This is a genomic window from Micromonospora sp. NBC_00821, from assembly GCF_036347035.1.
GTDB lineage: Bacteria > Actinomycetota > Actinomycetes > Mycobacteriales > Micromonosporaceae > Micromonospora > Micromonospora hortensis.
Genome location: NZ_CP108880.1, coordinates 1,949,809 through 1,969,499, shown reverse-complemented (window position 1 = coordinate 1,969,499; position 19,691 = coordinate 1,949,809). Strand labels below are relative to the sequence as shown.

At 71.4% G+C, this 19,691-nt stretch carries 17 protein-coding genes; 6 read left to right on the top strand and 11 right to left on the bottom strand.

The window, feature by feature from the left end; genetic code table 11:
• Positions 1-122: 122 nt before the first annotated feature.
• Positions 123-770, top strand: a complete 648-nt coding sequence (locus OHB44_RS09150) for a hypothetical protein (protein ID WP_238683307.1) — start codon at positions 123-125, stop codon at positions 768-770.
• Positions 771-858: 88 nt separating this feature from the next.
• Here the strand turns inward: OHB44_RS09150 and OHB44_RS09145 are convergent, their stop codons facing one another.
• From OHB44_RS09145 to OHB44_RS09125, 5 genes are all read right to left on the bottom strand, one after another.
• Positions 859-3,702, bottom strand: coding sequence for a stealth conserved region 3 domain-containing protein (locus tag OHB44_RS09145; RefSeq protein ID WP_266303312.1), 2,844 nt, complete (start codon positions 3,700-3,702; stop codon positions 859-861).
• On the bottom strand, positions 3,699-4,748 hold the full coding sequence (locus OHB44_RS09140) for a hypothetical protein (RefSeq protein ID WP_330440325.1): 1,050 nt from the start codon (positions 4,746-4,748) through the stop codon (positions 3,699-3,701). Before OHB44_RS09140 ends, OHB44_RS09145 begins: the two co-directional genes overlap by 4 nt.
• Positions 4,745-6,775 carry a PIG-L family deacetylase gene (locus OHB44_RS09135; protein WP_330440323.1) on the bottom strand — a complete coding sequence of 677 codons (2,031 nt, stop codon included), beginning with the start codon at positions 6,773-6,775 and terminating at the stop codon, positions 4,745-4,747. Before OHB44_RS09135 ends, OHB44_RS09140 begins: the two co-directional genes overlap by 4 nt.
• A 71-nt stretch (positions 6,776-6,846) precedes the next feature.
• Positions 6,847-8,628: a stealth family protein gene (locus OHB44_RS09130; protein ID WP_330440322.1), complete on the bottom strand. Its 1,782-nt coding sequence runs from the start codon at positions 8,626-8,628 to the stop codon at positions 6,847-6,849.
• A 43-nt stretch (positions 8,629-8,671) separates the two neighbouring features.
• On the bottom strand, positions 8,672-10,489 hold the full coding sequence (locus OHB44_RS09125) for a stealth family protein (RefSeq protein WP_330440321.1): 1,818 nt from the start codon (positions 10,487-10,489) through the stop codon (positions 8,672-8,674).
• A gap of 503 nt (positions 10,490-10,992) precedes the next feature.
• On the opposite strand from OHB44_RS09125, the gene OHB44_RS09120 reads away from it, so the two are divergent.
• Entirely contained in the window at positions 10,993-11,913 is a 921-nt protein-coding gene (locus OHB44_RS09120; RefSeq protein ID WP_238683313.1) for a DNA-3-methyladenine glycosylase family protein, read from the top strand.
• Between the two features lie 21 nt (positions 11,914-11,934).
• Here OHB44_RS09120 and OHB44_RS09115 read toward each other — a convergent pair whose 3' ends face one another.
• Entirely contained in the window at positions 11,935-12,438 is a 504-nt protein-coding gene (locus tag OHB44_RS09115) for a DUF1990 family protein (protein WP_330440318.1), read from the bottom strand.
• Positions 12,439-12,535: 97 nt separating this feature from the next.
• Here OHB44_RS09115 and OHB44_RS09110 point away from each other — a divergent pair, with 97 nt between their 5' ends.
• Positions 12,536-13,030 carry a GNAT family N-acetyltransferase gene (locus OHB44_RS09110; protein WP_330440317.1) on the top strand — a complete coding sequence of 165 codons (495 nt, stop codon included), beginning with the start codon at positions 12,536-12,538 and terminating at the stop codon, positions 13,028-13,030.
• On the opposite strand, the gene OHB44_RS09105 is transcribed toward OHB44_RS09110, so the two are convergent.
• Positions 13,005-13,427 (bottom strand): SRPBCC family protein, encoded by a 423-nt coding sequence (locus OHB44_RS09105; RefSeq protein ID WP_330440316.1) that lies wholly within the window; start codon positions 13,425-13,427, stop codon positions 13,005-13,007. The two genes, OHB44_RS09110 and OHB44_RS09105, sit on opposite strands and share 26 nt — an antisense overlap.
• Positions 13,428-13,597: 170 nt before the next feature.
• On the bottom strand, positions 13,598-13,810 hold the full coding sequence (locus OHB44_RS09100; protein WP_330440315.1) for a hypothetical protein: 213 nt from the start codon (positions 13,808-13,810) through the stop codon (positions 13,598-13,600).
• Positions 13,811-13,945: 135 nt separating this feature from the next.
• On the opposite strand from OHB44_RS09100, the gene OHB44_RS09095 reads away from it, so the two are divergent.
• Together OHB44_RS09095 and OHB44_RS09090 are read left to right on the top strand one after the other, a co-directional pair.
• Entirely contained in the window at positions 13,946-15,061 is a 1,116-nt protein-coding gene (locus OHB44_RS09095; protein ID WP_330440314.1) for an ATP-dependent DNA ligase, read from the top strand.
• Positions 15,062-15,119: 58 nt separating this feature from the next.
• Entirely contained in the window at positions 15,120-16,691 is a 1,572-nt protein-coding gene (locus OHB44_RS09090) for an alpha/beta hydrolase (RefSeq protein ID WP_238683391.1), read from the top strand.
• Here the strand turns inward: OHB44_RS09090 and OHB44_RS09085 are convergent.
• Entirely contained in the window at positions 16,618-17,130 is a 513-nt protein-coding gene (locus OHB44_RS09085) for an ion channel (RefSeq protein WP_330440313.1), read from the bottom strand. The genes OHB44_RS09090 and OHB44_RS09085 overlap by 74 nt on opposite strands.
• Positions 17,131-17,204: 74 nt before the next feature.
• Here OHB44_RS09085 and OHB44_RS09080 point away from each other — a divergent pair, with 74 nt between their 5' ends.
• On the top strand, positions 17,205-17,657 hold the full coding sequence (locus OHB44_RS09080; RefSeq protein WP_330440311.1) for a GNAT family N-acetyltransferase: 453 nt from the start codon (positions 17,205-17,207) through the stop codon (positions 17,655-17,657).
• 301 nt (positions 17,658-17,958) lie between these two features.
• On the opposite strand, the gene OHB44_RS09075 is transcribed toward OHB44_RS09080, so the two are convergent.
• Entirely contained in the window at positions 17,959-18,681 is a 723-nt protein-coding gene (locus OHB44_RS09075) for an ABC transporter ATP-binding protein (protein ID WP_238683392.1), read from the bottom strand.
• A 14-nt stretch (positions 18,682-18,695) separates the two neighbouring features.
• Positions 18,696-19,691, bottom strand: coding sequence for an ABC transporter ATP-binding protein (locus OHB44_RS09070; RefSeq protein WP_238683320.1), 996 nt, complete (start codon positions 19,689-19,691; stop codon positions 18,696-18,698).

Below are 19,691 nucleotides of genomic sequence, written 5' to 3'. Positions count from 1 at the left end.
CGTACGCATGGGAGCACTGAACGGTTCAATCGGTTTACGTGAAATTGACCACTGTTACTACTTCAACCTTGACAGCCCGCCCGCCGTACCTATGGGTGAACTGTCAAGAATGAGGAGGGCACGTGGCACAGATGAAGCGGACCGTCATCGTCGCGAGCGCGATGGTCGCACTAACGGCCTGCGCTCCCGCGGGTTACGACGGGGCGAACTCGAGCGCGGCCGAGCCGGTCGCCGTCGCCGCGGCCGAGCCCACCGCGACGGTTGAACCTGAGGCCTCGGCTACCCCGGAGGCGCCCGCCGCCGACGCCCCGCCCGCGGACGTCGACCTGACCGAGAAGTTGGTCGGCAAGAGTGTGGCCCGGATGGGCAAGGTGGTCACCGACCAGGACGGCTGGATCCTGTACCGCTTCGACAAGGACACCGCCGACCCGCCGTCGTCGAACTGCGTCGACAAGTGCGCCGAGGTGTGGCCCCCGGCACTGACCGACGGCAACCCGGAGCTCACCGGCGTCTCCGACGACAAGGTCGGCAGCGTGACCCGGCAGGACGGCACCCGTCAGCTCACCATCGCCGGCTGGCCGGTCTACCGCTACATCGGTGACAAGAAGCCCGGCCAGTGGAAGGGCCAGGCTGTCGGTGGCACCTGGTTCGTGGTCCAGCCGGACGGCAAGAAGAACCTGAGCTGCCTGCCCAAGGGCACCCCGAAGGCGGTCGCACCGCCGGCGGACAGCGGCTCGAACGACGCCGGAGGCTCCGGCTACTCGTACTGAGCCTGGTCGCCCACGAGGGCACGGTGGTCGGTCGTCGCCGGGGAGGGCGCGACCGGCCACCGTCATGTGCGGAGGTCCGGTGCCGCCGTCATCGACCCCCGGCCCCGGACAGCCGACGGTTGCGCTCACTACCCCGCTCGAACTGGCTGGCGACGGGGAAGTATGCGCCAAGGAACGCCTCGATGATCCTGGCTTGGTCCTCAGCCGGCACGTCGCCGTCGTGGTAGTCGTTGAGACAGAACACGTCGAAGGCTCGGCCGGCCAACAGATTGTCCAGCCGCAGCAGGTGCGCGGCCAGCCCGACGTTGGCGAAGGTACAGCGGATCGCCCCTCCCGTCGTCCGTCCGCTCATCAAGCCGAAGTGATGCGCCAGGGACGAGAGCATGGATACGTCGTCGGTGGAACGGATGCGGTTGGCTGCCGTCTGCCGGACCGACTCCGGAAACGCCGCTTCGATGTCGTAGAGGGTGCTGCGTCGGTGCGCGTGCGGAGCGTGCAGGAACGCGTGGATCAGCGTCTTGCCGAACGCTCCCTCCAGCAGACGCCGGTTGTTCTTGGCGGCCACCGCGAACGCCTCGTCGTCCGGACTGGGAGGCGTGAGCGGGATCTGGGTCGGGCTCTTGAACGCCTTGGGCAGCCCACCCGGGTCGAAGAACATGTCGGGTCCGAAGAGCCGGCCGAAGAAGACGTCGTCGTTGAGGTAGACGAAGTGCTCGGACAGCCCTTCGATGTGATGCAGTTGAGTCTCGATGGCGTGGGAGTTGAACGTCGGCAGGACGCTCCGGTCGGCGAAGATCTCCTGATGGTCGACTATCCGGACCTTCGGATGCGCGGTGTCGAGCCAGTCCGGCACCTGGCCATCGGTCACGATCCAGATCCGGTTCACCCACGGCGCGAAGAGATCGACCGACCGTAGCGAGTATCGCAGCTCGTCCCGACTGCGGAAACGTTCGGCGCCCTGCAGCGCACCCTCTTCGGCGTACCCGATCCCCAGTGCCTCTGCGCGGCGGCGCGCCCAGACCGGGTCGGCCCCGTCGACCCAGGTGTAGACGAGGTCGATGGGGAAGGTGATCTCGTCGGCGAGCCGTCGCGTGAACGGTTCGACGGATCGGTAGTTCCGCCCCCCGACCGTCACCACGGCCGGAGTGAGGGATTCGGCGGCCAGCCGGTCCCCCACCAACGTCCGGCTCGGGCCGCAGAGGTCCGATCCGTCCTCGACGGTCTGCCAGAACTCGACGGCACACCCGTAGATGGTGCCGAGCCGTAGCGTCTGCGACTGGGTCATCGCCGGTTCGAAGACCCGCAGCCAGGCGGCCGTGGCCATGGCGGTGACCCCGATCGTGGCTGCCGCCGGCCAGACCCCCATCGTGCGGTTCCGCTGGTCGAAGGCTTCCACGTAGACGGGCCGACCGGCGTGCCGACGGGCGAGGGCGGCAACGACGGACTGCCGGGTCTCCTCCCGTACGGCCACCCGGAAGGTCGGCGACATCTGTCGGACGAGGAAGTAGTCGATGCCTGCGGCGTCGAGGCTGTCCACTGTCAGGTCCAGATTGTCCCGCGCGACCTCGTACGGCGTGGAGTCCCGGAGGCGCGTCAACTGCCCCCGTGTCCAGAGCAGGTCGTCCCGGCCGGCCTCGACTCCGGCCGCCCATGCTTCCACGTCGACCTCGCCGACGCTGCGGGCGACGGCCTTTGACGGCACGACGTTCGGCGCCGCCCTCCGGGCCTGCTGCGCGGCCACCGCGGCCAGTCGCCGATCCGTCCAGCCCGGGCGGTCACGGTCGGCGAGCAGGTCGGCGAAGAGCCGCTCCCACTGTGGCATCACCTTCTCGACGGAGAAGCGCTCCACATCGCGCAGTGCGGCATGCCCCATCATGTGCCGCAGACCATCGTCCTCGACGAGCTTCCGCAGTGCGGCGGCGAGTTCATCGATGTTGTCGGGGGCGACCAGGAACCCGGTTTCGCCATCCTCGATCACCTCACGCGGCCCGTTGGGGCAGTCGTACGCCACCACCGGGACGGCAGCGCTCATCGCCTCGATCAGGGTGAGGCCGAAGGACTCGACGCGGGACGTCACCATCGCCACCGACGCCTTGGCCCACTCGTCCTCGATGCTCTCCGTCGGACCGAGCAGGTGAACCTGATTGCCGAGTTTGAGGCCGGCGATGCGCTCCTCCAGCCGCGCCCGTGAACCGCCTCCGAAGATGCGCAGCCGCCAGTCGGGGTGGTCCGGGGCGATCTGGCCGAAGGCGGCGATCGCATGCTCGAACTGCTTCTCCGGGCTCAACCGACCCGCCATCACGACGGTACGGGTCTCCCGTGTCGACCGTGGTCGGTAACCGTCCTCGATCGGGTTGGGCAGCACGACCAAGCGGGGAGCAGCGTCCACCAGCAGTTCGGCGAACCAGTCCCGGGTGGGGCGGGAGAGCAGCGCGATCGCGTCGGCCCTGGCGGCGAAGAGCCCGAACGGCTCACCGGAGGAGCCCCGAAGTTCGGCGACGCGGTGCTCCTGCGCGACGATCACCACCCGTCGGGGGAGCAGCGTCGCGGCGACCGCGAGCAGTGCGGGGGTGGTGGTAACCACCACGTCGGCGTCGATCTCGCCGAGTACGCGTTCGAGTTCGAGGTCGGACAGCGCGGAGAACGCGCCCTCCCAGTGGCGCCGGACCAACGTGCTGGGCGCGGCGGCCAGCGCCTCGGCGACGGCGTCGGGCATCCCACCACGTACCGGCCGGGTCACGCCCCCGCGAGTGTCGAGCAGGTGCACCAGCTTCACCGCGGGGTCAACCTCGAAGGGCATCTCGTCGCGGGTGCGGAGGACACCGATGACCTCCACCTCATGCCGATGGGCCAACCAGTTCGCCTGTCGCAGGACGGTGCGTTCGGTGCCACCGATGGCATCGGCCCAGGTCAGCAGATAGGTGATCTTCATGATTTGCCGTCCGTCGGGCGGGATTGGATGGGGAGGCAGGCCAGGGCGAGGCTGCCGGCCGGCGTGAAGTAGGGGCGGACGCGGACTGAACGGCCGGGCGCGGCCCAGACGATCGCCGCTGGCGGCCGGAGGGACTTCTTGGGGTTGGTGAGATCGTGCAGCACCGTGCCGACGCGCAGCCGGCGTGGCCCGGCGTACAAGCGGACGTCGAAGGTCCGCTCCCGAACGCGCCCCGTCTCCGTCATGGGCGACAACGGCAGAGCGAATCGCAACAGGTCCGGGCCCACCGGTTCGCCGCCGATGCGGAACGACTCGCCGCCGCCCCGCGGCTCCAACCCGACCTCCACCGGCCCGTCGGCGTGCCAGCCGACCGTTCGCACGTCCAGGCTCGCTCCGGTCCAGTCGAGTCGGACGTCGGTCAGCTCGGCCAGTGCCCCGGGGGCCGCGACGGCAAGCGTGAGCCGGCCGGCCTGGTCGGTCAGCGGTCGGTACCGGTGTCCCGAGTCGGGGCAGGGCGGCGTCGACACTGTCGGTCCCGCAGGTCGTTCGGTCAAGCCGCCGACCACCCGGACGGGATCTCCCCCGCCGCTTTCGCTGATGAGGCGACACTCCACCCGCCACGGATCACCCGGGGGCAGATCCAGTCCACCCGGCCGGCCGCAGAGCAGGACGGCGGCGGACGCGGCCAGACCTCCGCTGGCCCGCCGTAGGTCGGCAGGCACGGTCAGCCGCGTACTCCCACGGACGAGGTGCAGTTCGGCGCCGACGACATCGGCGGCGAGCGCACTCGGCACCTCAAGGTCCAGGTTGAGGGTGTGACCGTCGAGCACACCCACGAAGCGTGCCTGGATCGACGGTCCCGCCGGCAGTGCGGCCCGGAAGATCCGCCGGGGGGCCGGTGTCTGGACGGCGCCCTTCAGCTGCGTCACCTGCCGGCTCAGTTGCCGGTCGGCTCTGCGCAGGGCGACCCTCAGCCGTGGCCAACGCCGCAGCGCGTCGGACGCCAGATCGCGTAGATGCGCCCCGTTCATGCCTGTCCCGCTCATGCCCGTCTCCGCCCGTTCCCTGTGGCCGTCCACTCACCGAACTGTTCGCCACTGCCCGCCCGCCGCTGCCTGGCCGTCCAGAGCCGTCCATCCACCCCGACAACACCAGCCACAACTCGTCCGTCGGCGTCCACCGCCACCGCCGGGGAGCCGACGAAGAGGACACCGGAGGTGGACCACGCGGTGGACACCCCCCGCCCCGCCGGCTGCCAGGACAGGCTGGTCGTACCTGTGTCATCGCGTTTGACCAGGACCGTCCCGCCCGGATCTCGTGGGACCGCCGCCGCGGCCACCGGCCCGAAGCCGCCCCGGCCGTCGAGGCTCGCCGGGTTGACCGGCCAGCCACCGCCGACCCGTTGCCGCAGCGCCAGCACCCGACCGCTCTCCGCCTCGCGGAACACCAGCAGCAGCCGGCCCCCGGGCTCCTCCACCACGGTCAGCGGACCCGCCGGGGCCGGAACGGACAGCATCGATGGCCGTTCGAACGGCGCGTCGACAGTGGCCTGGCGCCAGTGCAGCACCGCTTTGTCGGTCCCCGCGAACAGCTCGATGCGACCGTCGGCCGCGCTCGTAACCGCGAGCCCCTCCTGCACGACACTGCCGCCGAGGTCACGCCAGGGGCCCCAGGTGTCCGGGCCGGTCTGCACGCGGCTGCTCACGCCGCGCCCGAAGTTTCGGACGAACACCTGCACTCGACCGTCGGCGCCGACAGCGGCAACCGGCATGCCCATCTCCAGCCGCCGGACCTCCGCGTCGACCGCGCCGTCCGCCGGGTTTCCCAGGTCCACCCAGGGCCCGAACGGTCCGCCCGGTTCCGACTCCACAGTGGTCACCAGGACGCGTCGGTGTCCCTCCCGCGCCAGGTCGAGTACCTGCCGGACACCGAAGAGGTGGATCCGGGCGTCGGCGCCCACAAGCGCGTACAGGTGCGGCACCAGCCCTGCCCCGTCGACCAGATCGGGCCCACGCCACTTCCCGCTGCCGGGTCGGGTCTCCCGCCACACCGATGCCCGGTCCCCGAGGACCCCGAACGCGGCGAGCCGCCCGTCGGCCTGTCGGAGCAGCCAGGAGCCGCTCCCGGGATAGCGGGGATGGGTGCTCTGCCCGTAACCGGGCACGTGGCCCTGATCGCCGACCTGGTAGTCGCCGCAACCCACCGGGTCCCCGCAGTCCCGGGGGACGCCTCCGTAGATGTCCAGCAGCGCCTTCTTGGCGGCGAACGCCTCCTGCCCAAGGTTGCGCGGCCAGTGCCGGTTGTAGTAGCCCCGGTAGCTCTCGCGTAGGACCGGCCGCCCGCCGGCCTGTTCGTAGCGTCGTACCGCCTCAAGGGCGAAGTACGCGCTGGCCGTGTGCGTGAGGTGGTCGGAGTAGGCGATCTTTCCGCTGGCGGCGTCGTAGGTCTTGTGGTCCGGATCGGGGTCGAGCAACCGCACGACGGTCGGCTCGACCTCCCGCAGCAGCGCCGTCAGCGCGGTGAGCAGTTGCTCCCGGTCGTACTCGCCGACAGCCTCCAACGGGCTGCCCGTCGGCCGCAGGGCCGGCAGGGCCGGCAGGCTCCCCTCCCACAACGCGCTGAGCCACCGGGGCGGCTCGTCCCCGACGGCGTCCTGCGTTCTCAAATTGAAGAAGACCAGGCGTACTGCGGGCGCGCCGACCAGTGTGGCGATCTCGACCGGCAGGCCACCCGCCAGCACCTGAGCGACCCGCGACCAGGCGGCCCTCCGATCGCCGAGAGCCATCTGTGCGTACGCCGCCCGGATGCCGTTCTGGCGAGCTGCGGCGTAACCGGCGAAATCAACGGGAACGGCGCGGCGATCGGGGTGGTTCTGGGGAGCGTTGCGGCCGTCGGACTCACTGGCGGTGAGATAGACCGCGGTGACCGGGGAACCGTTGTCGATCGCATGCTGCACGGCGGGGTTGAGGAAGAAGAGGTCGTCGTCGGGGTGCGCGACGACCTGGAGATAAGCCGCGAGGTGACGCGACGACGTGGGATTGGCCCTGCCGACACCGTGTCTCAACCAGAACATGGCGTCACTGCCGGCACAGGAGAGCGGCGACGGTCGCCGCGAGACGGCGCGGATCGTGGACGGCAATCATGTCAGGCCTTCTCCCACGGGCTGGACACTGGAAAGTAGGTGTCCAGAAAGGGCGTGATGATCGCGAGCTGGGCGGCCAGGTCCTCCTCGGACGAGAAGGCGTCGTTCAGACAGAAGACGTGCCGGTCCCGCCGGGCCAGCAGGTGCGCAAGCCGCGCGGGAGTGTCGGGATGGGACAACTCGGCGATGGCGTACTCCAACTCGCCAGGCACGGCCCGACCGGTCTGGAACGCGTAGTAGTGGTGCAACGAGGAGGCGATCGAGATGTCCGTCAGGCCACGGAACCGGCTGGCGGCGGTCCCGCGGTGTGGCAACGGGAACTCCTGCTCGATCTCGTAGAGAACGCTGCGCCGAAGCGCATGCGGCATGTGCTTCATCTTCTGGTTGAGGACGGTTCCGAAGCGTTCGGCGATCAGCGCGCGATTGTTCTTCCCAGCCGCCGAGGACGGGATGTCCTCGGCACTCGGGGTGCCCGGCGGCACCAGCGCTGGCGACGGGAAGAAGCGGGAGATGCCGTTGGCCAGGAAGAAGTCCTGAGGCAGCACCTCGGTGCCGAGGAAGACGTCGTCGTTGAAGTACAGGAAGTGCTCAGAGAGCCCGTCGATGTGGTGCAGCTGGCTCTCAATCGCGTGGGAGTTGTAGGTGGGCAGCACCGACGGGTCCGTGAAGATCTCCCGGTGGCTGACCACCCGGAGCCCCGGCGCGGACAGCTCAAGCCAGGTGGGCACCTGGTCGTCGGTCACCAGGTAGATGTTTCGCACCCAGGGTGCGAACAGGTGCACCGAGCGCAGCGAATAGCGGAGTTCGTCGCGGCTGAGGAACCGAGCCGGGCTCGCTGCCTCCGCGTGGTAAGGAGTCCCGGTCACGTCGGCGCGCCGACGCAGCCAGTCCGGATCCGTACCGTCGACCCAGGTGTAGACGACGTCGATGGGGAAGGGCACGTCATCGGGGCACCGCCCCGCGAACTCCTGCCGACTGCGAACGGTCACGCTGGCGGTCGGCGGCACCAGGCCGGTGAACAGGGACTCGGGCACGAGGACCGGAGGCGACGACACCTGGACCTGCTCCGCCACCGGGTTACGACGCGGGGCGACGAGCGTGTCCCCCTGCCGGGTCCAGAACTCGACGTCGCAGCCGTACGCCAGCCCCAGCACCAGCCGATGCCGGGGGTCGGTCCAGTACCAGGTCAGCCGCACAACCGGGGCGTCCGCAACCCGCTCCCACGTCTTCGGCTCGAAGCCCGGGGCCGGGGGCCGCTCGCCGCTGGCCCGGGGTACGGAGACGTAACCGGGCACTCGGGCGCAGGCCGCCGCGAGCGCGTCGTACACCCGGCTGCGGTCGCCGGCGTCAACGGCGACCACCGACGCCCTCGGTGACCGCCCGCGGACGCGAAAGTAGTCCACGCCAGCCTCGTCGAGCGCTGCCGTTACGGCCGTCAGATTCGCCGTCCTGGCGCCCAGCGGCGTGACAGCCGGGTCGACTCTCGCGATCCGCGACCCGCGGTCGGCCGTCACGACCGCCCGATCACCACCCGCGAGCAGTTCCGGTTGCCGCCGGGCCAGCCGCTCGCTACGGCGTCCCGCCACCTGGGCGTCCCGGGACGCCCGGGCGACCCACTGCTTCAGCTGGTGGCGCGCTCGCGGACTCACCTTCGTCGCGATGGCACGGCGGGTCTGCGCGCTCAACACCCGGCGGTAGACGTCAACGAGCCCCGACGGTTCACCGAGCGCCCGTGGCGGCTCGGACGACGGCTGGGGTGCGGGGCGTACCAAGCTGAACTCCACTGGGGACGGTGTACGGAAACACTGGCTGGGCGGCGCGGTCGGGTCAGCCGTCCGGCCTCGTCACGACGGCCTTGAAGTCGGTGACCGTGTTGAGCATGTTGTTGGGCATGGTGGGCGCGTCGACCGGGGTGCCCCGACGGGCATCCGGCACCGGACGGTACGAGCGCCGCCACAGCTCCCCCGCGCCCACGTTCCGCCGCTCCGCCACCACGTCGTCCGGCAGCTCGAACGGGGCGGGGAAGGGCAGGTAGCGCGGCAGGAAGTCGGCCAGCATCCGCTCCTGCTCGGCGAACGACCGAGGGTCGGAGTCGGTGTCGTTGAGGCAGAACACGTCGCGGTGCCGGCGACCCAGCAGTTCGGCCAGCCGGGCGGGGGTCGAGGGGTGACCCAGGTCGGCGTACTCGTACTCGATGTCGCCGGGGACGGCCTGCGCGGTCAGGAACGCCCAGTACTGGTGCAGTGACGACGGGATGGACAGGTCGCCGTGGTGCCGGAACCGGTGCCGCGCGGTGGCCGCCACCTCGTCCGGCAACATGCCCTCGATCTGCTGCATGATGCTGCGGCGCAGCGCGAACGGGGTGTGCTTCATCTTCTGCGTGATGGTCACACCGAACTGCCGTTGGATGTGCCGACGGTTGTTCTTTCCGGCGGCCTTCACCGGCGGGTCCTCCGGCTTCGCCTCCCCCAGGCCGAACTGGGCCGGCGAGGGGAAGAACTTCGCGATCCCGTTGGCGTGGAAGAAGTGGTTAGGCAGCAGCGGACGACCGAGGAACACGTCGTCGTTGAGGTAGAGGAAGTGTTCGGCCAGGCCGTCGATGCGGTGCAGGCGGGACTCGATGGCGTGCGAGTTGTACGACGAACGGCCGCCGAGGTCGGCGAAGAGCTCGGCGTGCGAGATGACCGTGATCATCGGATGGCTCGGGTCGAGCCAACTCGGCAGCTGACTGTCGGTGATCAGGAAGATCCGCCGCAGCCAGGGCGCGAAGCTGTGCAGCGAGCGCAACGAGTACCGCAGCTCGTCGCGGTTGTGGTAGCGCGACGAGTTCGCGGCGACCGCGTGCAGCGGGCCGTCCGGAGCGCCGAGCGCCAGCGACTTCCGCTTCAGCCACTGCGGGTCGGAGCCGTCCACCCAGGTGTAGACGGCGTCGATCGGGAAGCCGACCCGGTCCGGCGCCCGGACGGCCAGGTCCCGGCGGGTGCCGTAGGTGTGGTCGTCGGCCTCGGGCACGAAGTGGCTCATCAGCGCCGCCGCCACCCGGACCGGCTGGGCCCGGGCGGGGGCCTCGTCGACGACTCCGTTGCGTCGGGGAGCACGGACCATGTCCCCGTGCCGGCTCCAGAACTCGATCTCGCAGGCGTATTGGGCGCCGAGGACCACCCCGGCGCGGGTGTCGGTCACCGGGAAGCAGACCTGGATCACCTCGGTCGGGGCGCCGTCCGGTTGGTCCCGACGGGGCTGGACCTGCACCACCCGGACGTCCGCGCCGGACAGCGTCGGCGCGGTGCGGACGAGGCGTTGCACAGCCGGCCGTTGGTCGTCGAGGACCGCGACGGTGCTGCGCAGGTGGTCGTCGTTACGAATGCAGTGGTATTCGATGCCGGCGGAGTGCAACGCGGTGGTGACGGCGGTGAGGTTGCGGTGCCACTGCTCCAACGGGGTCGCCGTGGCGACGACCTCGGCCCGGGTCCGAACGCCACCGTCGGTCACGGCCACCCGGGCGCCGAGGTGATGCACCGTGTCGCCGCCGCGCGGTCGGGAGAGCGTCTGCACCAGGCCGATCCGCCGGTGTGCGGGCAGCAGACCCAGCAGCCGTCGCCGTGCCGACGACGGTAGGAGTCGATAGATCTTCAGGGCGATCACGCGCTGGGCCGTCCGCTCGGGACGGCCCACTCGTCAGTGGGCACCCGTCAGCCCTGCGGACGGGTAGCGAGGTGAGATCCCACTCGCGATGATTCGACACAGACTCGCGCAGCCATCACTGCATGCCCTTCCACAGATCCCCCGTTGACACTGCGTGGCGATCCGGCGTCGGCCGCGCGACGCCTGGTGGCGGCTGTCGGCGGGACACCGGTCTCCGGGCCGAACCGGGTTCTCCCGCGAGTGGGAGTTGCTGGCCGCCGCAGGTGGCCCGGGGCAGTGCGTTTACCTGCAGGCAATCAAACAACCACATGATCGATACCTGACCCACCGCCAAAAATGGCATAAGGGCGGTATGCGCCTGTTCGCCAAGATAATCCTGGCCATTCGGGTGGTTCAATGACACCGGGACGGTCGGGCGAACGTATCCCCGCGAAGCTCCTCAACCGCGAGCGGGACCGGTACGGCGGTCGCCAGCCCTCCCGGTGACCTGGCAGAGTGACGGGGTGACCGAGACCGAACCCGCCGCGACCAGGGTGCTGCACCCACCGGTCGGCTATCGGCTGACCGCCTCGGTCCGGGCGCTCACCTTCAGCCCGTACGATCCGTGCGCCCGGGTGGCGGCCGGCACCTTCTGGTGGGCCACCCGCACCCCTGACGGTCCGGCCACGCTCGCGCTGCGGCCGGCTGGCGGCGAGTTGCTCGCCGAGGGGTACGGGCCCGGAGCGGAGCACGTCCTCGCCCGCGCCGACGCGATCGCCGGGCTGCGCGACGACCTGACCGGCTTCACCGAACTGGCAGCGGCGCACCCGCTGGTCGCCCGGCTGGCCCGGGAACACCGGGGCCTCCGGATGCCCGCCACCGGGGAGGTCTTCCCCCGACTTCTGCGCGCGGTCTTCGAGCAGAAGGTCACCGGCAAGGAGGCCTACCGGGCGTACTCGGCGATGGTGCGGCACTTCCGGGAGCCGGCTCCCGGCCCGTTGCAGCCGCTGCTCCTGCCGCCCGAGGCAGCCACCGTGGCCGCGGCCCCGTACTGGGTGTTCCACCCGTTCGGGGTGGAGCAGCGCCGAGCCGACACGCTCCGTCGCGCCGCGGCGCTCGCCGACCGCCTGGAGCGCAGCACCGACGCCGCCGACGCCACCCGCCGGCTGACCGCGATTCCCGGCATCGGGCCGTGGACGGCCGCGGAGGTGGTCCGGATCGCGTACGGCGACCCGGACGCGGTCAGCGTCGGCGACTACCACATCCCGAACACCGTGGCCTGGGCGCTGGCTGGCGAACCGAGGGGCGACGACGCCCGGATGATGGCCCTGCTGGAGCCGTTCCGAGGTCACCGGGGCCGGGTGTGTCTGCTGCTGGAGGCGGCCGGCATCCGGGCACCGAAGTACGGCCCGCGCGCCCCGATCCGCTCGTTCGCCCGATTCTGAGTCGCTCCGGCGCCCTGGTGGTCAGCGAGCCGCGCAGAGCCGACGCAGGGTACGGCCGAGCCACCAGGCATACGTGTGCTGCACGGCCCGGACCGCCGGGCCTCCGGCGCGGGTGAACCAGCGGTCGGGCAGGCTGAACGCGCGGACCTCGAACCAGGCCGCGCCGGTGTCGTCACGGACGACCTCGAACGCCTCCTCGCCCCGCTCCGGGTGCCCGGGCAGGGTGCCGTAGCCGAAGCCGGCGAGCGTGGGCGAGTCCGCGCTCCAGACCACCTGGCACGGCCCCCAGAGGCGGGCCGGGCCGACGCCGAGGCCGGAGGCCACCAGCACACCGGCGGTGGCCCGCGGCGCGTCGGTGCGGATCCGGACGCCGGCGGCGCGGTGCAGCCGCCAGCTCAGGACCGCGTCGGCGGCGGTCTCGAAGCAGCCGGCGGGCAACGGATACCGGTGGCGCAGGTGGTGGTACCCGCCGGGCAGCGGCCCGTGCCGGGTCGACCCCACCTCCGGGTACGTCAGCTCGGCCACCGTTACCCCCTCGACCTCGACCGGACACGGGTCAGGGTACGGCCGGCGCGGTCGGGCCGCCCGTCGATGGCAACGGCGGCTGTGGTGTGCTGCCCCGATGAACGCCGAGGCGAGCATCGTTCCGGCCGGTGTCGTGGACGCCGGCGAGATCCTCACCGTGCAGCGCGCCGCGTACCTGAGCGAGGCGCAGCACTACACCGACCCGTTCCTGCCACCGCTGACCGAGACGTTGGACGAGGTGGCGGCGGTGCTGGCCGGCCCGAGCATCGTGCTCGCCGCCCGGTTGGGGCACCGGCTGGTCGGCTCGGTGCGGGCCCACCTGGCCGGGGACACCGCGCACGTCGGCCGCCTCTCGGTCGCCCCGGACCAGCAGGGGCGGGGTGTCGGGGCGCAACTGCTCAGCGCCGTCGAGCGGGCCTGCGCCGGCCGGGCGGCCCGCTTCACCCTGTTCACCGGCGCGGACAGCGCGCGCAACCTGCGGTTGTACCAGCGGCACGGCTACCGGATCGTGGCGCACCGCCCGGACCCGAACGGCATCCCGTTGGCAGTGCTGGAGAAGCCGGCCGTCAGCCCCGCTCGCAGCGACGCCTGAGCCCGTCGGCCTCCATCCGCACGTAGCGGCGGAACAGCCCGCCGTACAGCCGGCCGATCAGGCCGGACAGCGGGCCGGACTGGCTGAAGGCCAGCTCGACGCGGGTACGCCCGTCGGGCAGCGGCAGCAGCCGGTGTTCTGCAGTGGTCCGCACACCCGGCGCGTCGGAGACCCAGGCGAACTCCCGCCGCTCGGTCAGCTCGGTGACCCGCCAGACCGCCGGCCGCAGCTTCGGCTGGGTCAGTCGTGCGGTAGCGCCGACGGTCAGCGGACCCGGCTCCCCCCGCTCGGCCCGGGTCACCGAGTCCGTCCACTCGGGCCAGCGGGACACGTCGACAAGCACCGCCCAGACCTGCTCGGCATCCGCGGCGATCTCGGTATCGGCCTCGAACCGCATGGTGTCCCCTTCCCGGCGGCGCCGCTCGGCACCGCCACGGGTGCAGACGAGGCCGCCGGGAGCATTGTGACACCGGAGCTCGATCCCGTCCGGCCCTCCTCAGTGGAGGCACATCGAGCCTGGCAACCGGCAGTTCCCGGGGCCACACCGCACGACGCCGACCGCGCGGATCAGGCGGCCTCGCGCAGGTCGGCCAGGGTGAGCGGGGTACGCCGACGCAACAGCTCCTCCAACTCGGGCACCGAGCCGACCTCTCCGAGCACGTTCCGGCCGCCGCCGAACCGCTCCGGGTAGCGGCGGGTCAGCCGGAACCGGTAGCGGCCCCGGATCAGCTCGACGCTCACCCGCCACCGCCCGCAGCAGCCACAGACCCACTCGGACACCTCGCGAAAGTAGCTCTGACCTGGGGTTATGCGATTCGCCCGGTGGGGACGAGCGACGCGTAGGGGGACACGCCACCCCGCCATCCACGGTGATCTGCCTCACGACTGTCGGCACCGTCTGATTGACTGGTCGGCGTGGACCTGCCGATCAACCCTCCGGTCGAGCCGATGCTGGCCAAGAGCGTTCCCAAGCTGCCCAGCACGCCCGGGGTGACCTACGAGCCCAAGTGGGACGGGTTCCGGTGCATCGTGTTCCGCGACGGCGACGAGGTCGAGTTGGCCAGCCGGGGCGGCAAGTCGATGACCCGCTACTTCCCCGAGGTGGTCGAGCAGGCCCGCCGACAGCTACCGGAGCGGTGCGCGGTCGACGGGGAGTTGATCGTGATTCGGCGCGACGGGCCGAGCGGCCAGCCACGGCTGGATTTCGAGCTGCTGGCCCAGCGCGTCCACCCGGCCGCGTCCCGGGTGAAGATGCTGGCCGAGACCACCCCTGCCGACTTCGTCGCGTTCGACCTGCTGGCGATCGGTGACGAGGCCCTGCTCGACCAGCCCTACCCACGCCGCCGGGAGCGGCTGGTCGAGGCGCTGGCCGGGGTCCGCCCGCCGGTGCACGTCACCCAGGTCACCACCGACCCGGACACCGCGCGGCGCTGGTTCGACGTCTTCGAGGGCGCCGGGCTGGACGGTTTGATCGTCAAGCCGGCCGACCTGCCGTACGAGCCGGGCAAGCGACTGATGTTCAAGGTCAAGCATGCCCGCACCGCGGACGCGGTGGTGGCCGGCTTCCGCTGGCACAAGTCCGGCCCGGTGGTGGGCTCGCTGCTGCTCGGCCTGTACGACGACGCCGGGGTCCTGCACCACGTGGGCGTGAGCGCGTCGTTCAGCATGGCCCGCCGCGCGGAGTTGCTCGACGAGCTGGCGCCCTATCGGGACACCGGCGGGGAGCACCCATGGGTGCACGGCGACCACGAGCGTGGCCAACGCATCCCGGGTGGGGTCAGCAGGTGGACCGGCACCAAGAACCTGGAGTGGGAGCCGGTGCGCCCGGAGCTGGTGGTCGAGGTGGGCTACGACGCCATGGAGGGCGAACGGTTCCGGCACACCGCGCAGTTCGTTCGGTGGCGCCCGGACCGCGACCCCCGATCCTGCCGCTACGACCAGCTCGACCGACCGATCCGCTTCGACGTGGACCAGGTGCTGCGCGGCGACCCGACGGCCACCGTGGACCGAGCCGCCACCGGCTCGGCGTAGCCTGGCCGTCGACCCGATTCCGGAGGACCACGTGACCCGCACCGCCGACCAGCCTCGGATGGCGTCCAGCCGCCGGGTCCGTCGTACTCTGGCCGCCTTCGTCGTCGCCGCGCTGCTCACCGCCGGTTGCACGCTGCCAGCGTTCGCGCCGCGCACCGAGGTGGAGGGCGCGGCCGCCCCGACCGGCAGCGCACCGAACTGGAAGCCCTGCCCGGAGGTGCCCGACGAGTTGGTCGGGCGGAGCGCACCGAACATGCGCTACGAGTGCACCCGGATCGCGGTGCCCCGTGACTGGGGCACCGGCGGCGGGGCGAGCGCCGGCCCGGGCGCCGGGCAGACCTTCGAGATCGCCCTGCTGCGCGCCCGGTCCACCAAGCAGCGCGACCGGGTGGGTTCGTTGGTGATCAACCCGGGTGGTCCGGGTGGTTCCGGTGTCGACACCGCCGTCTACCTCTCCTTCGGCTCCCAGTTCGGCGGGCTGCCCGCCTCGATCACCGAGCGCTTCGACATCGTCGGCTTCGACCCGCGCGGGGTCTCCCGGTCCAGCCCGGTCAAGTGCATCTCCGACGCCGACCTGGACGCCAGCTTCGGTTTCGACCCGGACCCGGCGAGCCAGTCGGCGTTCGACGGCTTCGTCGGCCTGAGCCAGCGGATCGGGCGCGGCTGCGGCGACCGCTACGGCGACCAGTTGCCGCTGTACGGCACCGAGCAGGCCGCCCGCGACATGGACGCGGTACGCGCCGCCGTGGGCGACGACAAGCTGACCTACCTGGGCTACTCGTACGGCACCCTGCTTGGTGCCACCTACGCCCAGCTCTACCCGCAGCGGGTGCGGGCGCTGGTGCTCGACGGCGCTGTCGACCCGCAGCAGCGGCTGGTCGAGGGCTCGGAGAGCCAGGCCCGCGGCTTCGAACGGGCCTTCACCAACTTCACCCGCTGGTGCGCGGCGAACGCCGGCCGCTGCCCGATCGCCCCGGACGCCCGCGCCGCTGTCACCTCTGCCATCGACAAGGCCAAGGTCTCCCCGGTACGCGGCGCCGACGGGCGGGAGGCCACCGCCGGCTGGGTGTTCTACGCCGTCATCTCCTCGCTCTACACCGAATCCGGCTGGCAGGAGCTGGCCCGGGCGATCGACAAGCTCGCCGAGGGCGACCCGAAGGACGTGTTCCGGCTCGCCGACGCGTACGCCGGCCGGGAGGACAACGGCCACTACTCGAACCTGTTCGACGCCAACCTGGCCATCAACTGCGCCGACGAGACGGAGAAGCCGAGCCGGGAGCAGATCCGGCGGTTGCAGTCCGAGTGGCGCGGGAAGTACCCGCTGTTCGGGCCGGCGTTGGCGGTCGGCATGCTGAGCTGCGTCGAGTGGCCGGGCGGGCGTGACCCGTACCCGACCGGGAAGGCGAACGGCGCGCCGCCGATCGTGGTGGTCGGCACCACCGGCGACCCGGCGACGCCGTACGAGCAGACCCCGCGGCTCGCGTCGATGCTGGGTGTCGGTCGGGTGCTGACCTGGGAGGGCGAGGGGCACACCGCGTACCCGCAGACGTCCTGCATCACCAACGCTGTCGACGCCTACCTGATCGACCTGACCGTGCCACCGGAGGGGCAGCGCTGCCCGGCCCGCTGACGGGCTGGGTCGGCGGCAGTGGGGGCAGATCGATCCCCTGCCGGGTGGCCAACTCCTCCAGCAGCGCCCGCATCCGGCGCACGTCGGCCTTGAGCTGTTCCTGCTCCTCATGCTCGAAGGCGTTGTCGTCGACGATGAGCCGGCTCGCGAAGTGCGCGGTGATCAGCGGGATGACCAGCAGCACCATCGTCGAGATGAGCAGCGCGGCCAGTGTGCGGCCCGCCCAGGTGGTCGGCGAGATGTCGCCGTATCCGACGGTCGAGGCGGTCACCACAGCCCACCAGACGGCATCGGCCGGGCTGCGCTCCTCGACCTCCCCGTAGATGACCCCGGCCACCACGATCATCAACAGGTACGAGGTGATCAACGTGCGGGGCGAGTTCGCGAACCACACCAACGCGCGGTACACCCAGCGGAACGGCAGTAGCACTAGCTCCATGCCGCCCCATGCTGCCCGTTGCCCGCAACCGGCACAGGCCCATTCGCCGGTTTCGCTGTGTCAGGATCACCGGCATGAGCGACGTGACCTACCGGGAGGCGGTCCGGGCCGACCTGTCCACCGTCATCGCCCTGCTCGCCGACGACGTCCTGGGTAAGGCCCGCGACTTCACCGAGGTCGACGAGGCGTACGAGAAGGCGTTCGCGGACATCAGCACCGATCCGCGCAACCAGCTCATCGTGGCCGAGCAGGATGGCGAGCTCGTCGGCTGCCTGCAGATCACCTACATCCCCGGCCTCGGGCGGCACGGCAGCGAACGGTCCCTGATCGAGTCGGTCCGGGTCCGCTCCGACCGGCGTGGTCAGGGGCTGGGCCGGGAGCTGATGACCTGGGCCGTCGACCAGGCCCGCGAGCGTGGCTGCGCGCTGGTGCAGCTCACCACCGACAAGACCCGCGCGGACGCGCACCGCTTCTACCTGGGCCTCGGTTTCGTGGCCAGCCACGAGGGCATGAAGCTCGCGCTCTGACCCGGCGTCGCGTCCACCCGGCGGGGCACTCCGGGTTCGACGATGCTCGGCTGGGCTACCTGCTGATCCCGCTCGCCGGGTCGCCTGCTGACGGCCCGGAGCGCACCGACCGGCCCGAACACGACCGGCCCGACCAGACGCGGTAGGGAACGCCTCGCCCTACCGCCGGGCCAACGCTCTGGGGCTGATGTCGTAGACGAGTCACCCCCGGCGATTCGTCTACGACATCAGCTCCACAGCGAGCGCCAAAGCGCCGCACCCGCGACGGCGTGGGCCAACGTCGGGCCACTGCCCGGCAGCGTCAGCCGTCGACCAGACGGCCGTCGCGCAGGACGAGCACCCGGTCGGCAAGGTCGATCAGGGCCGGGTCGTGCGTGGCCACCAGCGCCGTCATGCCGCGGGCGTGCACCACCGCGCGCAGCAGGTCCATGATGGATCGGCCGGTCTCCGAATCGAGCTGACCGGTGGGCTCGTCGGCGATGAGCAGGTCCGGTTCGTTGGCCAACGCCCGGGCCACAGCGACCCGCTGCTGCTGCCCACCGGAGAGCTCGTACGGGCGCTGCGCGGCGTGTCCGCCCAGGCCGACCAGTTCCAGCAGCACCGCGACGCGTTCCTCCCGCTGCGCGGCCGGCACCTGCGCCAGCCGCAACGGCACGCCCACGTTCTCGGCGGCGGAGAGGATCGGCACCAGTCCGAAGGTCTGGAACACGAACCCGACGGTGCCCCGGCGCAGCCGCAGCAGCTCCGCCTCCCCGGCCGAGGTCACCTCGTGCCCGGCGACCACCACCTGGCCGCTGTCCGGCCGGTCCAGCCCGCCGATCAGGTTCAGCAGCGTGGTCTTGCCGGCCCCGGACCGACCTCGGATGGCGACCAACTCGCCCCGGTTGGCCGTGAACGACACGTCCCGCACGGCGTGCACGGCGTGCTCTCCACGGCCGAAGGTCCGGCTGACCCCACTGACCCGGACCACCTCGCCGGAGTGCGCCGAGGGCGTACCGCCGAACCCGGCCGCGCCGGTCACCATCATGTTCTGCCGGCTCATGCCCGCGCCCCCCGCTCGTCCGAGGCCCGGTCGCCGGGCCGTACCTGCACATGGTCCGGCTCCAGGTCGAGCCGGACCCGCTCCTTCAGCGAGAGCGCGTCGACGAACGCCGCCGGGAGCTGCATCCGACCGTTGCGGTCCAGCACCGCGTACTCCTCGCTGACCAACTCCGTGTTGCCGTCCGCGTCGATCCGCGCGGTCCGGCGTACCTCGGAGGCGGTCCGGCCGTCGCGGATCGCGACGGTCCGGCGGACCTGCGTGGCCACGGCGTGGTCGTGGGTGACGACCACGATGGTCACGCCCAGTTCCGCGTTGATGGTGCGCAACGCCGCGAAGACCTCCGCGCCGGTCGCCTCGTCCAGCTCACCGGTCGGCTCGTCGGCGAAGAGCACCTCCGGGTCGTTGGCCACCGCCACCGCCACCGCGACCCGCTGCTGTTCGCCGCCGCTGAGCTGCCCGGGGCGCCGGTCCGCGCAGTAGCCCACACCGACCAGGTCGAGCAGTTCCCGGGCCCGCTCCCGGCGGGCCTTGCCGCTGCGCTTGCCGGCCAACTGCATCGGCAGCTCGACGTTCTCCAGCGCGTTGAGGTACGGCAACAGGTTGCGGCCGGTCTGCTGCCAGACGAACCCGACCAACTGCCGGCGGTAGCTCAGCCGCCGCTTGGCGGAGAGCGAGAGCAGGTCGTAGTCGGCTACCCGGGCGATACCGGCGGTCGGAGTGTCCAGGCCGGAGAGGATGTTGAGCAGTGTCGACTTGCCCGAACCGGAGGCACCGACGATCGCCACCAGCTCGCCCCGGTCGATGACCAGGTCGAGCCCCTGCAGGGCGACCACCTCCACCCCCTCGGTCTTGAAGATGCGCACCAGGCCGTCGCAGACGATGTGCCCGCGGAGGCGGTCCTGCCCGCCGGCCCGCTCGGCGGCGCGAAGCGCTGCCCGCTGTTGCAGGGCGGCCAGGTCAGGCACCAGTGGAGTCTGGGCGGTAGCGGTCAT

Excerpts from the sequence above, each read along its gene's own strand:
- OHB44_RS09145 (WP_266303312.1), bottom strand. The coding sequence starts at position 3,702 with ATGAAGATCACCTATCTGCTGACCTGGGCCGATGCCATCGGTGGCACC.
- OHB44_RS09140 (WP_330440325.1), bottom strand. The coding sequence starts at position 4,748 with ATGAGCGGGACAGGCATGAACGGGGCGCATCTACGCGATCTGGCGTCC.
- OHB44_RS09135 (WP_330440323.1), bottom strand. The coding sequence starts at position 6,775 with ATGTTCTGGTTGAGACACGGTGTCGGCAGGGCCAATCCCACGTCGTCG.
- OHB44_RS09110 (WP_330440317.1), top strand. The coding sequence starts at position 12,536 with ATGAACGCCGAGGCGAGCATCGTTCCGGCCGGTGTCGTGGACGCCGGC.
- OHB44_RS09105 (WP_330440316.1), bottom strand. The coding sequence starts at position 13,427 with ATGCGGTTCGAGGCCGATACCGAGATCGCCGCGGATGCCGAGCAGGTC.
- OHB44_RS09090 (WP_238683391.1), top strand. The coding sequence starts at position 15,120 with ATGGCGTCCAGCCGCCGGGTCCGTCGTACTCTGGCCGCCTTCGTCGTC.
- OHB44_RS09085 (WP_330440313.1), bottom strand. The coding sequence starts at position 17,130 with ATGGAGCTAGTGCTACTGCCGTTCCGCTGGGTGTACCGCGCGTTGGTG.
- OHB44_RS09080 (WP_330440311.1), top strand. The coding sequence starts at position 17,205 with ATGAGCGACGTGACCTACCGGGAGGCGGTCCGGGCCGACCTGTCCACC.
- OHB44_RS09075 (WP_238683392.1), bottom strand. The coding sequence starts at position 18,681 with ATGGTGACCGGCGCGGCCGGGTTCGGCGGTACGCCCTCGGCGCACTCC.
- OHB44_RS09070 (WP_238683320.1), bottom strand. The coding sequence starts at position 19,691 with ATGACCGCTACCGCCCAGACTCCACTGGTGCCTGACCTGGCCGCCCTG.